Below are 13919 nucleotides of genomic sequence, written 5' to 3'. Positions count from 1 at the left end.
CCCGCCGCCGGCCCGGTGCCTCGACGCGGGCGCGAGACACCCCGGCGAGGCGCCCGGGCCACCCCGGATGGAGCCGAATGTGCCTCCCCGCTCCCCTCAGCGAATAGTCTTGGACTCGACCATACGTGCCGTGGGCCAGTGAGGGAGGCGGCGTGATCGAGCTCGAAGGGCTCCCTGAGCTCGTCGACCCGGTGCTGATCGCCGCGTTCGAAGGGTGGAACGACGCCGGCGAGGCGTCCAGCGGCGTGCTCGCCCACCTCGAGGCGGAGTGGAAGGCGACACCGCTCGTCGAGCTGGACCCGGAGGACTATTACGACTTCCAGATGACCCGTCCCATCGTGGAGATGGGCGACGGCGTCACCCGGTCCATCACCTGGCCGACGACGCGCCTGCTGCTGGCCCGGCCGCCGGGGGCGGAGCGTGACGTGGTGCTGCTGCGCGGCATCGAGCCCAACATGCGCTGGCGGTCGTACTGCGCGGAGATCGTCGGCCTGTGCCAGGACCTGGGGGTGGAGTTCGCCGTACTGCTCGGCGCGCTGCTCAACGACTCCCCGCACACCCGGCCGGTGCCCATCGTGGGCTCGGTGAGCGATCCCGGGATGGCCCGCTCGCTCAACCTGGAGCCGACCAAGTACGAAGGCCCTACGGGCATCGTCGGCGTGCTGCAGCACGCCCTCGGCCACGCCGGGCTGCGCACGGTCTCCCTGTGGGCGTCGGTCCCCCACTACGTCGCCCAGCCGCCTAATCCGAAGGCCACGCTGGCGCTGCTGCGCCGCATCGAGGACCTCCTCGACATTCCCATGCCGTACGGCGAACTGGCCGAGGAGGCCCGCGCCTGGGAGCACGGAGTCGACGAACTCGCCGCGCAGGACAGCGAGGTCGCCGACTACGTCAGGGAACTGGAGGAGCGCAAGGACGCGGCCGACCTGCCCGAGGCGAGCGGTGACGCCATCGCGGCCGAGTTCGAGCGCTACCTGCGCCGGCGCGATCGCGGCACCGACCGCTGACCGCCCGCCGTCCCGATCACGCCACCTTCACCTCGATGGCGGCACCGGCGACACGGACCCGGTAGGTCGGGACGGTGATGTCCGGGTCGTCCAGGCAGGCCCCGGTGACCAGGGAGAAGACCTGCTTGTGCATGGGCGAGGCGACCGTGGGCTCGCCGTTCCTCGTGCCGACGATGCCGCGGGACAGGACCTGGGCCCCGCTGAAGGGGTCGCGGTTCCCGAGCGCGTAGAGCCCGCCGTCGAACGTGCGGAACACCGCCACCTGGCGGCCCGCGACGAGGGCGGCGGCGCCGAACTCGGGAACGAGCTGGGTGTCGGGGCAGACGGGGGTCCAGCCGTGCCCGCTGCCGCCGGTCTCGTCGGCGTGCGCCCGGTCGACGGGTGTCCGGTCGAGGATGGTCATGGGGTCACCTCCACAGTGACGGGTATCGGTTTGATCTGACCGCGCTCCGTCCGGAACTCGATCGAGGGGTCCGGGGTGCCCGGTGCGTTCACGAAGCTGACGAAGCGCCGCAGCTTGTCGGGATCCTCCAGGGTGGCGCGCCACTCGTCCACGTAGCCGGCCACGTGCCGCTCCATCTGCGCGTCCAGGTCGGCGCAGATCCCCAGAGAGTCTTCAGTGATCACCGCCCTCAGCTGGTCGAGCCCGCCGTCCATGGCCTCCAGCCAGGCCGAGGTCCGCTGGAGCCGGTCGGCGGTGCGTATGTAGAACATCAGGAACCTGTCGACGGTGCGGATCAGCTCGTCGGTGGTCAGGTCGGCGGCGAGCAGGTCGGCGTGCCGCGGCCGGAACCCGCCGTTGCCGCCCACATAGAGGTTCCAGCCCTGCTCGGTCGCGATGATGCCGAAGTCCTTCGACCGGGCCTCGGCGCATTCGCGTGCGCAGCCGGAGACCGCCGCTTTGATCTTGTGCGGCGCGCGCAGCCCCCGGTAGCGCAACTCCAGGGCGATCGCCAGCCCGACGGAGTCCTGCACGCCGTACCGGCACCAGGTGGAGCCGACGCAGGACTTCACCGTGCGCAGCGCCTTGCCGTACGCGTGGCCGGACTCGAACCCGGCGTCCACCAGCCGCTTCCAGATCAGCGGGAGCTGCTCGACCCGGGCGCCCAGCAGGTCGATGCGCTGGCCACCGGTGATCTTCGTGTACAGCCCGAACTCACGGGCCACCTCACCGATCACGATCAGCCTCTCGGGGGTGATCTCCCCGCCCGGGATCCGGGGCACCACCGAGTAGGTGCCGTTCTTCTGGATGTTGGCGAGGAACTTGTCGTTGGTGTCCTGCAGCGCGGCCTGCTCCCCGTCGAGGATGTGCCCGTTGCCGAGCGAGGCGAGGATGGAGGCCACCACGGGTTTGCAGACGTCGCAGCCGCGCCCGGTGCCGTGCTCGGCGATGAGCCGGGAGAACGTGGTGATGCCGCGGACCGCGACGATGTCGAACAGTTCGGCCCGGCTGTGGGCGAAGTGCTCGCACAGCGCGGTGCCGACGTCCACACCGGACTCGACGAGGATCTGCTTCAGCATCGGCACGCAGCTTCCGCAGGTGGTGCCCGCACGGGTGCAGTCCTTGATCCCCTGCACGTCGGTCAGGCCGTTCTCGGTGATGGCCGCGACGATCCGGTCCTTGGTGACGTTGTTGCAGGAGCAGATCTGAGCGTCGCCGGGGATCTCGGTCTGGACCCCCGCGCCCGCGAACAGCAGGTCGCTCGGGGGCGCCGGCAGGGTCTTGCCCACGAAGGGCCGCAGCGTGCCGTACGGCCCGGCGTCGCCGACGCAGACGCCGCCGAGCAGCGTCTTGGCGTCGTCGCTCACGAACAGCCGCTTGTAGACGCCGGCGACCGGATCCATGTAGACGACGTCGAGCGCGCCGGAGGGGTCGTCGAAGCGGGTCTCCCCGAATTGGGCGACCTCGACTCCGAGCAGTTTGAGCTTGGTGGACAGGTCGGCGCCGCGGAAGGAGGCCGAGCCGCCGAGGATGCGGTCCGCCGCCACCTCCGCCTGGGTGAAGCACGGCCCGGCCAGGCCGTAGACCATCCCCGCCGCCAGCGCGCACTCGCCGATGGCGTAGACGCGCTCGTCGGCGGTGCGCATGCCCTCGTCGACGACGATGCCGCCGCGTTCGCCGACCGGAAGCCCGCAGCCGCGGGCGAGCTCGTCGCGCGGCCTGATCCCCGCGGAGAACACCACGATCTGCGCCTCGATCGCCTCGCCGTCCGGCTTCACCAGCCGGGCGACCCGGCTGTCCTCGCCCGCCTCCACCGCCGCCACTCCCGCGCCGACGTGCACGGTCAGCCCGAGCGACTCGACGTGACGGCGCAGCACCGCCCCGCCGCCCTCGTCGACCTGGCGCGGCATCAGCCGGTCGCCCATCTCGACGATGTGGGTGCGCAGCCCGAGCCGGCGCAGCGCGTCGGCCGCCTCCAGGCCGAGCAGGCCCCCGCCGACCACCACGCCGGCGACCGCGTCCCCGGCCGCCGCCCTGATCGCGTCGAGGTCCTCGATGGTCCGGTAGACGAAGCAGCCGGGCAGATCGCGGCCGGGCACCGGCGGCACGAACGGCGCCGATCCGGTCGCCAGCACCAGCACGTCGTACGGCTCTCGCGTGCCGTCCGCCGCGACGACGACGCGACGGTCGCGGTCCACCGCCACGACCTCGCATCCCAGCCGGAGCGTGACGCCGCCGGGAACGGGAAGGGTCAGATCGGCCACGGTCCGCCCGCTCAGATAGGAGGTGAGGGCCACCCGGTCGTACGCCGGGCGCGGCTCCTCCCCGAAGACGGTGAGTTCATCTCCCCGCAGGCCCCGGGCGAGGAGGGTCTCGACCAGCCGGTGCGCCGCCGGCCCGAACCCCGCCACCACGATTCGCGAACTCATACGCTGACACCCTCCTGCTCACACAGCCAGCCGACGATTCCGTCCACCACGTCGCGGCACCCGCCGCACCCGGTCGTGGCCGCCGTCGCGGCGACGACGGCGGGCAGATCGCGGGCACCGGCCTCCCAGCAGGCCCTGATCCGGCCCTTGGTCACGTTGTTGCACCGGCAGACCCGCGCCGAGTCCGGCAGCAACGCCGGGCTCGCCGCCCCGGCGGCGGACGGATCCTGCGACAGCAGGCCCATCCGATCGCCGGGCAGCGGGCCGCCCCGGTCGAACAGCTGGGTGAGCGAGCCCACGGTGGGCGTCTCACCCAGCAGGATCGCCCCCACCAGCCGTTCGCCGCGGATGACGAGCTTGCGATAGGTGCCGCTGCGCCGATGGGTGAAGCGGACGATCTCCGCCTGGTCGTCGGTGAGATGCGTCTCGCCCATCGCCGCCAGCTCGACCCCGGCGGCCTTGAGCCTGGTCACCACGCGGGAGCCGCGGTAGCGCGCGCCGCCGTCGGCGCCGGTCACGATGTCGGCGACCACCGCCGCCTGCTCCCACGCCGGTGCGACGAGTCCGTACACCGTGCCGGAGTGCTGGGCGCACTCTCCGATCGCGAAGATCGACCGATCGTCGGTACGCAGCCCGTCGTCGACCACAACTCCCCGGTCGACCCGCAGACCGGCCTCACGGGCGAGCCGCACGACGGGCCGCACCCCGCACGCGAGCACCACCAGGTCGGCGTCCATCGCGGCGCCGTCGGCCAGGCGCACGCGTCCGGAGTCGATCGCGGTCACGGTCACCCCGGTGCGCACCGTCACACCGACCATCGCGAGGGTCTGCCGGAGCACCAGCCCGGCCTCCGAATCGAGCTGGCGCTCCATCAGGTGACCCGCGCGATGCAGCAGCGTCACCGGCAGACCGAGGCCGGCCAGGCCCCGGGCCGCTTCGACGCCGAGCAGGCCGCCTCCGACCACCACCGCGTGCCGGGCGGACGCCGCGGCCGCGCGGATCCGGTCGCAGTCGTCCAGCGTCCTGAAGACCATCGCGCGCCCCGCGCCCGGGATGGGCGGCACCACCGGTTCGCTGCCGGTCGCCAGCACCAGCACGTCGTACGGCTCGCGCGTGCCATCCTCGGCGACGACCACGCGGGCGGCCCTGTCGATCCCCCGCACCCGGACCCCCAGGCGCGTACGCACGCCGTTCTCCGCGTACCACCCCGGGTCCAGCAGCCGGACCTGCTCGGGCCCGGCGGTCCCGGCGAGCACGTTCGACAGCAGCACCCGGTTGTACGGCTGAAGCGGCTCGGCCTCGAACACGGAGATCTCGACGTCGTTCCCGGCGTCCCGGCGCCGCACCTCGGTCACCAGCCGCGCCCCGGCCATCCCGTTGCCCACGACGACGAGCCTCATATCACACGCTCCACGCCGACAGCGCAGACCTTGAACTCCGGCATCCGCGAGATGGGGTCGAGGGCCGCGTTGGTGAGCCGGTTGACCCCCTCCCAGTGGAACGGCATGAAGACCGTGTCGGGCCGGATCGCCGCGCTCACCCTGGCCTCGCCCTCGGCCGTACCGCGCCGGCTGCGCACCCGCACCCGGTCGCCCGGCGCGACGTTCAGCCGCCGCGCCAGGTCGGGATGGAGCTCCACGAAGACCTCCGGTTCCGCCTCGTTGAGTGCCGGGATCCGGCGCGTCTGGGCTCCCGACTGGTAGTGCGCGAGCACCCGTCCCGTGGTCAGGTACAGGGGGAACTCGGCGTCGACGTCCTCAGCGGGCGGCCGATGCTCCACCGGGACGAGGCGGGCCCGCCCGTCCGGGGTGGCGAACCGGTCGATGAAGGGGCGGGGCGTGCCCGGATGGTCCTCGGCCGGACAGGGCCAGAAGAGCCCGGTCCCGGCGGCGAGCCTGGCGTGGGTGATGCCGGAGTAGTCGGCGATCCCGCCCCGGGAGGCCCTGCGCAGTTCGTCGAACACCTCGCCGGGGTCGGCCGGGAAGGCGTCGCCGCGGCCGAGCCGGTCGGCGAGCCCGCGCATGATCTCCAGGTCGGTCCACACGCCCGGGGGCGGATCGGCCGCCCGGCGGCGCAGCAGGACGCGGCCCTCCAGGTTCGTGATCGTGCCGTGCTCCTCGGCCCACTGGGTGGAGGGCAGCACGACATCGGCCATGGCGGCGGTCTCGGACAGCACGATGTCGGAGACCACCAGCAGGTCCAGCCCGGCCAGCCGCCGGGCGACGCGGCCGGCGTCCGGCGCGGAGACCACCGGGTTGGACCCGAACAGCAGCAACGCCCGTGGACCCGCCGGCGTGCCGAGCGCGTCGAACAGCTCGAAGGCTGATCGGCCCGGCCCGGGCAGATCGCCGGGATCGACTCCCCACACGGCCGCCACGTGCGCCCGCGCCGCCGGGTCGTCGATCCGGCGATAACCGGGCAACTGGTCGGCCTTCTGCCCGTGCTCCCTGCCGCCCTGGCCGTTGCCCTGGCCGGTGACGCATCCGTAGCCGGAGCCCTCCCGTCCGGGCAGGCCGAGGGCGAGGGCCAGGTTGATGAACGCGGTCACGGTCTCGGTGCCCTTGGCATGCTGCTCGGCGCCCCTTCCCGTCAAGATCATCGCCCGGCCGGCCGCGCCGAGGATCCGGACGGCCTCGCGCATGAGGGCGACCGGCACCCCGGTCACCCGCTCGACCCGCTCGGGCCACCAGGCCGAGACCGAGGTACGTACCTCGTCGAACCCGACCGTGCGCTCGGCCAGATAACCGAGATCCGCGCTGTCCCGTGCGATCACGAGATGCAGCAGGCCGAGGGCGAGGGCGAGATCGGTGCCCGGGGTCACCCGCAGGTGCAGATCGGCGAGCCGGGCCGTGGGCGTGGTCCTGGGGTCGATCACGATCAGCCGGCCGCCGCCGTCCCGCATCCGCGTCAGATGCCGGACGAACGGCGGCATCGTCTCGGCGACGTTGCCTCCGGCGAGCAGGACCGCGTCGGCCCGGGCGATGTCGGTGATGGGGAACGGCAGGCCGCGGTCCATGCCGAACGCCCTGTTGGCGGCGGCGGCGGCCGACGACATGCAGAACCGGCCGTTGTAGTCGATCTGACCGGTGCGCAGCGCGACCCGGGCGAACTTGCCGAGCTGATAGGCCTTCTCGTTGGTCAGCCCGCCGCCGCCGAATACGGCCACGGCGTCGGGGCCGTGTTCGGCCTGAACGGCCACGAGGCGTTCCGCGACGAAGCCGAGCGCCTCGTCCCAGTCCACCGGGCGGCCGTGCAGCAGCGGCGTGGTCAGCCGTTCTGGCGAGACCAGCAACTCGGCGGCGGTCCAGCCCTTCTGGCACAGTCCCCCCTGGTTGGCCGGGACGTCCTCGCGGGCTGTCACGCGGATCCCCCCTCCAGCGGGGCGGGCGTCCGTCACGCGCATGCCGCACTGCAGCGCGCAGTAGGGGCAGTGTGTCGCCACGCCCGCCGGGGCCGGGGACCGTGCGGAGGAAGGTGGGATCTGCATGGGTTCGATGGTGGGCACCGACGGTTTCGCCGCTGAGTCCGCCTTGTTACCGATTCGCTAAAAGCCGCGGGCGTGACCGAGGGCATGGCCCGAGGTTCCTTCCGCTCGCGCCGGCGACCGGCACGGCATGGATCTCCGATAGATTGATCTACCTTCGGAATGGGCATCGTCTTGACGGTTTCGTCGTCGCCGCAGGGAGCGTGCATGGCCGTACGGCAGATCCTGATGTTCGACGATCCGGCGCTGCGGGCCGCGGCAGAACCGGTCACCGCGTTCGACCGCTCGCTGCGTGAGGTCGTCAAGTCGCTCACCGCGACCCTGCGGGCCGGTCAGGGCCGGGCCGGGCTCGCCGCGCCCCAGATCGGGGTCCCGCTCCGGGTGATCGCGTACGCCGTCGACGGCAGGTCGGGCCATCTGGTGAACCCGCGCCTGGAGCTCGCCGGACGGACCGTGATGGCCGACGAGGCATGCCTGTCCGCACCCGGTGTCTGGTGGCCCAGGGAGCGGTCGTTCTCCGCCGTGGCCCGGGGCAGGGACATGTACGGCAAGCCGGTGACGCTGCGGGCGATCGGCATGCTGGCCAGGGTGCTCCAGCACGAGGCCGACCACCTGGACGGCGTGCTCTTCATCGATCATCTGCCCGACGAGGAGCAGCGGCGTTTCCACTCCGCCATTCCCAGGTGATTTTCCCGACATAGGCCCTTTTTTCTCTCACACGGCTTTCGCCGTTTCATAGCCGATTTGAAGCCTTTCCGGGGCTGTTTCCGCGATTTTTAGAGTGTTTTACAGGCTGTCCCGCACCCCTTCCGGAGCGGTTCCGGGACTCTTTCGCAACGGCTCCAGAACCGGACCAGAACAACCCGGACATTTCGCTAGACATTTCGGTTGACATGTGACCGCTTCTCGCCGCGCGGGAATAGCCGGGGCGGGCCTGGGAAATATCGATGCAACCTCCCGACGGACGACGTCTCGTGGGAGGGCGCGCGTTTGCCAGCGATCACACGCCGGGTGTTCCTGTCGGCCGGGAGCGGAATCGCCTTGGCGATCCTGAGCGGCCCGTGGGCCGAGGCCGGCACAGTGGACGGGGACGACAAGGGGAGCAAAGAGAAAAAGGACGGCAAGGAGAAGAAGGGCAGCAAGACAGACAAGGCGGATGCCCCGCCGAGTCGTCCCCGCATCCACACCAGGGACGAGTGGGACGCCGCCGCGCCGAAGAGCAAGGCCGTCGTGCTCGACACCCCGCCCGACCGGCTCGTCATCCATCACACCGCGACGGCCAACACGCGCGACGTGAGCCTGGAGGCGGCGTTCCGGCTCTCCCGCGCGATCCAGCGCTACCACATGCGGCGCAACGGCTGGGCGGACATCGGCGAGCAGTTCACGGTCAGCCGGGGCGGTCACATCATGGAGGGCCGCAACCGGACGCTGCCCGCGATCGCCCAGGGCGGGAACGTCGTGGGAGCTCAGGCCGCCGGTCACAACCGGCACACGCTGGGGATCGAGACCGAGGGCACCTACACGACGGAGCTGCCCCCGACCGACCAGCTCGACTCGCTGACGGCGCTGCTGGCCTGGCTGTGCTCGACCTACCGGCTCGACCCCGAGGAGGCGATCATCGGCCACCGCGACCTCAATGCGACCGCATGCCCCGGCGACCGCCTGTACGAATACCTCCCCGAACTGCGGGCGGGGGTGGCCCGCCGGCTGGGCGACCGCCTGCCCGACGGCGAACGGCCGGACCCGGGGGAGCCGGAGGAACCGGAAGATCAGGACAAGTCGCAGGCCGATCGATGAGGGACCCAAAACGCCACCGGTACGCCACCGGGCGTCCGCGTTGACAGTTCGGCCATCGATTGGTCAGATAAGCACGACGATCAGCGGGTGATCCTGATTTCGCCGATCACCGGCGAGGGGTGGGGGGCACTGTGGCGATTTCTTCTTTGACGACCGCTTCGCGGGGTGGCGCACGCGCGGCGAGGCCGGAACGATAGTCTCGGGTCTCCGCGAGATTTCGGACGGTCTCCCGCCCGATTTCGCGTGTGTTCCGCCCCCGACACATACCCTCGGTGAACCGCGCGAAGACGCCGATCAGCCCCGCCACGGAGGATCCGTACCCATGAACCGCGAGAGCAGCAGCTCCATCCCGCACTTAGGGCCGCTCTCCCAGCAAGCCTCCATGGACGGGTTTGTGAGAGTTTCCCCCTCGATGGCGATCACCCCTCGGGTGAGCGTCGTGGTACCGGCGCTGAACGAGGCGGAGAATCTGCCCCACGTGTTCGCGACCCTGCCCCGGTGGATCCACGAGGTGGTGCTCGTCGACGGCGACTCCACCGACGACACGGTCGCGGTGGCCAGACGGCTGCGGCCCGGTCTGCGGGTGGTGCGCCAGCGCGGCAGCGGCAAGGGCGACGCGCTCGCCGAGGGCTTCGCCGCGTGCACGGGCGAGATCATCGTCATGATCGACGCGGACGGCTCGACCGACGGGCGGGAGATCGTCCGCTTCGTCGGCGCGCTCGTCGCCGGCGCCGACTACGCCAAGGGGTCGCGCTTCCTCAACGGCGGCGGCAGCGACGACATCACGACCGGGCGCAGGCTCGGCAACCTCATGCTGAGCTCACTGGTCAACCTGCTGTTCCGCACCCGCTACACCGACCTGTGCTACGGCTACAACGCCTTCTGGGCCCGCCACCTGGACACGCTCGCACCCGACTGCGCCGGGTTCGAGGTCGAGACGCTGATGAACATCCGGGCCGCCAGGGCCGGGTTGCGCGTCCACGAGATCCCCAGCCACGAGCGCTGCCGCCTGCACGGAACGAGCAACCTGCGGACGTTCCGCGACGGCTGGCGGGTCCTCAGGACCATCGTCCGCGAGCGGCGCGGCCGGGCCCTCCCGCCCACCGGGTCGCCGACCGCCGGCCGATCGCCGATGGCCGACCGGGGGGCCGCATGACGGCGGCCGGCACCAGGACCGGCATCGGCGCCGGCATCGGGACCGGAACCGCGGTCGGCGCCGGAGTCGGCGCCGGGGCGGAAACCCGGGGGAAAACCGCTCCGTGACCGAGACCCTCCCCAGCACGCCGCCGGCGGCCGAGTCCGGGAAGGGCCCCCCGCGGTCGCGCAGGAGGCTCCTCCCCGGCCTGGACGACCCCCTGTTCAAGAACGCCTACGCGCTCATGTTCAGCGCGGGCGCCTCCGGGGTGCTCGGCCTGATCTACTGGGTGCTGGCCGCCCGCCTGTACGACACCGACGACGGCGGCCGGGCGATGGCCGTCATCGGGGCGATGCGGCTGCTGGCCGCGCTCACCTCGATGGGCTTCGTCGGCACGCTCACCAGGTTCATCGCCGACACGGGCCGCGCCACCGGCAGGTTCATCCGCGGCGTCTACCTGGCGTCGACCGGCGCTGCGGCCGTCGTCACCGTCGTCTTCCTCCTGACGCTCCGTTACTGGGGCGACAACTACAGCAGTCTCAGCGGGTTCGGCCCCGGCCTGATGTTCGTCGGCGCCGTGCTGACGTGGGTGATCTTCACGCTGCAGGACGTGGCGCTCACCGGCCTGCGCAAGGCGATCTGGGTGCCGGTCGAGAACATCACGTACGGCGTGATCAAGATCGTCCTGCTGGTGGTGCTGGCCGGGACGCTGCCCGAGCACGGCATCACGGTGTCATGGGTGGTGCCGGTGGTCATCATGGTGCTGCCGGTCGATCTGCTCATGTTCCGGCGGCTCATCCCCGCGCACGAGCGGGAGACGGCGCACCGCAGCCCGCCGCCGATCAGGACGGTCGGCAGGTTCCTCGCCGGCGACTACCTGGGCTCCATGTTCGTCCTCGCGATCACCTACCTGCTGCCGGTGATCGTGGGCGCCTTCGTCGACGCCACCACGTTCAACTACTTCTACAGCACGGGCATGCTCGGGGCGATCATCGAGATCCTCGCGGTCAACATGGCCGCCTCGCTGACCGTCGAAGGGGCCTTCGACACCGCCAGGCTCGCCGAGAACGGCCGCCGCGCGCTCACCCGCACGCTCCTCATCCTCGTCCCGACGGTCCTCGGCACGGTCGTGCTCGCGCCGTACCTGATGGCGGTGTTCAGCCCGGGGCACGCCGAGCACGCCACCACGCTGCTGCGGCTCATCGCGCTCGCCACGCTGCCGCGCGCGCTCATCGAGATCCACCTCGGCGTGCTGCGGGCCAAGAGCCGGCCGAGGATGCTCGCCATCGTGCAGGGCGGCATGTGCGCGGTCGCCTTCGCCGTCACGTTCATGCTGCTCCCCCGGTTCGGGATCGACGGAGTCGGGATCGGCCTGCTGGTCGCGCAGCTCGTCACCGCGGTCGCGATCATGCCGGCGCTGCTGCGCTCTCTGATCGTGCCCGGTTCGGCCCCGGCCGGCGCCGCCGCCCGTGCGCTGCCGTACCGCATGATGGTCCTCGTGACGACGATCAGTACTCGTGTGGCTGCGGCCTGGCGGCCCGAGCGGGCAGCGAACTGGCTGCTCCCGCTGCTCGCCGCGGAGGGTTTCACCATCTACCTGGTCGCGCTGCTGGCCCCGCGCACCTCGCTGACCGGGGTCGATCCCGGCCGGATGAACGGCCTCGGCCTGATCTCGGTGCTGCCCCCGCTGTCGCTGGCCGGGCTCGCGCTGCTGATCCTCGCGTTCTTCGTCACGCTCGCCCAGCTCCGCTACCGCCCGGTGCTGCTGCTCGTGCAGTTGCTCGCCATCACGTTCTGCCTGCACGGCGCGTCCGCGCTCGTCTCGGCCGAGCCCCGTTTCCCCACCGCGTGGCTGCACGTCGGGTTCACCGAGTACATCGCGCGTACCGGCGGCACGCTGCCCGGCCTCGACGCCCGGTTCAGCTGGCCGGGGTTCTTCGCGGCGTTCGCCTTCGTCTCCGGCGCGATGGGCATGGAGGACTTCCGGGAGTTCGTCAACTGGGTGCCGGTCGTCTCGAACATCCTCTACCTGGTCCCCCTGCTGCTGATCCTGCGCCGGATGCGGGCCGACCGGCGGGCCAAGTGGCTGGCGGCCGTGCTGTACGTCACGCTTCAGTGGATCGGCCAGGACTACTTCTCCCCCCAGGGCACCACCTATCTGTTCTATCTGCTGTTCCTGGCGATCGTGGTGACGTGGTTCGGCCGCCGGAACACCGGACCCGGGTCCGGGAAACGGCCGGAGCCCGGCGAGTTCGTCTCCCGGCCCGCCGACCGCCTCACCCGCCTGGTGCTGTACGTCGTGCTGCTCCTGCTCGGCGCGGCGGCGACCGCGACACACCAGATCACCCCGTTCATGATGGTGGCCGCCGCCCTGGGCCTGGTCCTCGTCCGGCGGTGCGGCCTGGTCACCCTGCCCTGGCTCGTCGGCGGCTTCGCCGTGGCCTGGGTCAGCTATCTGGCCACGCCCTACTGGGGCGGCCACCTCGGCGACATGCTCGGCGGCATCGGCTCCCTGCTGAGCAACCTGTCCGCGAACACCACGGGACGGCTCGCGGCCGCCACCGGCGACCCCCTCCACCCCTACGTGCTCAAGCTGCGCCTCGGTTTCGCCGCCGTGCTCGCCCTGCTGGCGGTCGCCGGGGTGGTGCGCAGGTTCCGCCGCGGGGTCGTCGACCGGGTCGCGCTGGTGCTGACGATCACCCCGGTGTCCGCCATGGCGATGCAGAGCTACGGCGGCGAGATGGGGCTGCGGGTGTACTTCTTCCTGCTGCCGGGGGCGTGCCTCCTCGCGGCCTACGCGTTCTTCCCCGAGCTGCCCGGCAGCCTGCGGGGCATGCGGCAGGTGGTCGGCAGGCCGTCCGTGCTCGAACTGGTCCGTGCCCGGCTTCCGATGACCGCCGCGTTCGTGACCGTGCTGGCGCTGGCCTGCGGCTTCTTCATCGCGCGGTACGGCAACGAGCAGTTCGAACGCGTCACCACGGGAGAGGCCCGCGCGCTCGAGTACGTCTACGCCCACGACCGGCCGAGCGCCCGCGTCCTGCTGCTCACCCCGACCGAGGCGGCGCCGGGCACGGTGAGCCCGGACATCACCTACAGCGTCGTGCCGTGGCGGGAGCGGGACGTCGAACGGGTCGAGTGGATGGGCACCACGCCGCCCGCGGACCCCACCGATGTCGCGCCCATCGTCTCCGCGCTGCGCGAACTCGGCCCCGGCTCGTTCCTGGTGACCCTGCGCAGCCAGGAGACGATGCTGGAGGTGACCGACCCGCTCGCCCAGGGCATCCCCGTCGGATGGGGGAAGCGGCTGCGCGCCGCCCTCGGCGGCTCCCCCGACCTGGTCACCCTGTTCACCGACGACGACGCGGCCGTCTACGCGCTGCGCAGGCAGCCGCCGGGATCGGTGCCGCCCCCCGCCGACTACACGCTCGCCCCGCCCGCCGACACGCCGTGGACGCCGCTCGGGCTGATCGCCTTCGCGCTGTACTCCGGCGTGCTCGTCGCCGCCGAGACGCTGGGCCTGAGCGGCTCCCGCCGCCGGCGCCGCGGCCTGTTCCTGATCGCGGCAGCGGCCGGCGTGGTCGCCGTCGCCGTGGTCGTCGAGCGGTTCATCACGCTGGGTTTGTGA

9 protein-coding genes are annotated in these 13919 nt (G+C 71.7%); 5 read left to right on the top strand and 4 right to left on the bottom strand.

The features are described from left to right. Positions 1-152 precede the first annotated feature (152 nt). Positions 153-1007, top strand: coding sequence for a PAC2 family protein (locus tag ACQP1K_RS12565; RefSeq protein ID WP_433501056.1), 855 nt, complete (start codon positions 153-155; stop codon positions 1005-1007). A 16-nt stretch (positions 1008-1023) separates the two neighbouring features. On the opposite strand, the gene nirD is transcribed toward ACQP1K_RS12565, so the two are convergent. The 4 genes from nirD to ACQP1K_RS12545 are packed head-to-tail and all read right to left on the bottom strand — an operon-like array spanning position 1024 to position 7365. After that, positions 1024-1410, bottom strand: coding sequence for a nitrite reductase small subunit NirD (gene nirD, locus ACQP1K_RS12560; protein ID WP_433501055.1), 387 nt, complete (start codon positions 1408-1410; stop codon positions 1024-1026). Then, positions 1407-3878, bottom strand: coding sequence for a nitrite reductase large subunit NirB (gene nirB, locus ACQP1K_RS12555; RefSeq protein WP_433501054.1), 2472 nt, complete (start codon positions 3876-3878; stop codon positions 1407-1409). The genes nirD and nirB overlap by 4 nt, the downstream gene beginning before the upstream one ends. Further along, positions 3875-5278: an FAD-dependent oxidoreductase gene (locus ACQP1K_RS12550; RefSeq protein ID WP_433501053.1), complete on the bottom strand. Its 1404-nt coding sequence runs from the start codon at positions 5276-5278 to the stop codon at positions 3875-3877. Before ACQP1K_RS12550 ends, nirB begins: the two co-directional genes overlap by 4 nt. Continuing rightward, complete coding sequence (locus tag ACQP1K_RS12545) at positions 5275-7365, bottom strand: molybdopterin oxidoreductase family protein (protein ID WP_433501052.1); 2091 nt, start codon at positions 7363-7365, stop codon at positions 5275-5277. Before ACQP1K_RS12545 ends, ACQP1K_RS12550 begins: the two co-directional genes overlap by 4 nt. 204 nt (positions 7366-7569) lie before the next feature. Between ACQP1K_RS12545 and ACQP1K_RS12540 the strand changes: the two genes are divergently transcribed. The 4 genes from ACQP1K_RS12540 (at position 7570) to ACQP1K_RS12525 (ending at position 13919) form a co-directional block, all read left to right on the top strand. Continuing rightward, positions 7570-8049 carry a peptide deformylase gene (locus ACQP1K_RS12540; protein WP_433501051.1) on the top strand — a complete coding sequence of 160 codons (480 nt, stop codon included), beginning with the start codon at positions 7570-7572 and terminating at the stop codon, positions 8047-8049. Between the two features lie 303 nt (positions 8050-8352). Further along, a complete protein-coding gene (locus tag ACQP1K_RS12535; RefSeq protein ID WP_433501050.1) occupies positions 8353-9159 on the top strand; it encodes a peptidoglycan recognition protein family protein in 807 nt (268 codons plus the stop codon). 430 nt (positions 9160-9589) lie between these two features. Beyond that, a complete protein-coding gene (locus tag ACQP1K_RS12530; protein ID WP_433501049.1) occupies positions 9590-10315 on the top strand; it encodes a glycosyltransferase family 2 protein in 726 nt (241 codons plus the stop codon). Between the two features lie 103 nt (positions 10316-10418). After that, entirely contained in the window at positions 10419-13919 is a 3501-nt protein-coding gene (locus ACQP1K_RS12525; protein ID WP_433501048.1) for a lipopolysaccharide biosynthesis protein, read from the top strand.

This window comes from Sphaerimonospora sp. CA-214678 (assembly GCF_050942215.1).
Classification (GTDB): domain Bacteria; phylum Actinomycetota; class Actinomycetes; order Streptosporangiales; family Streptosporangiaceae; genus Sphaerimonospora.
This window is presented reverse-complemented; position numbering and strand designations above follow the sequence as displayed.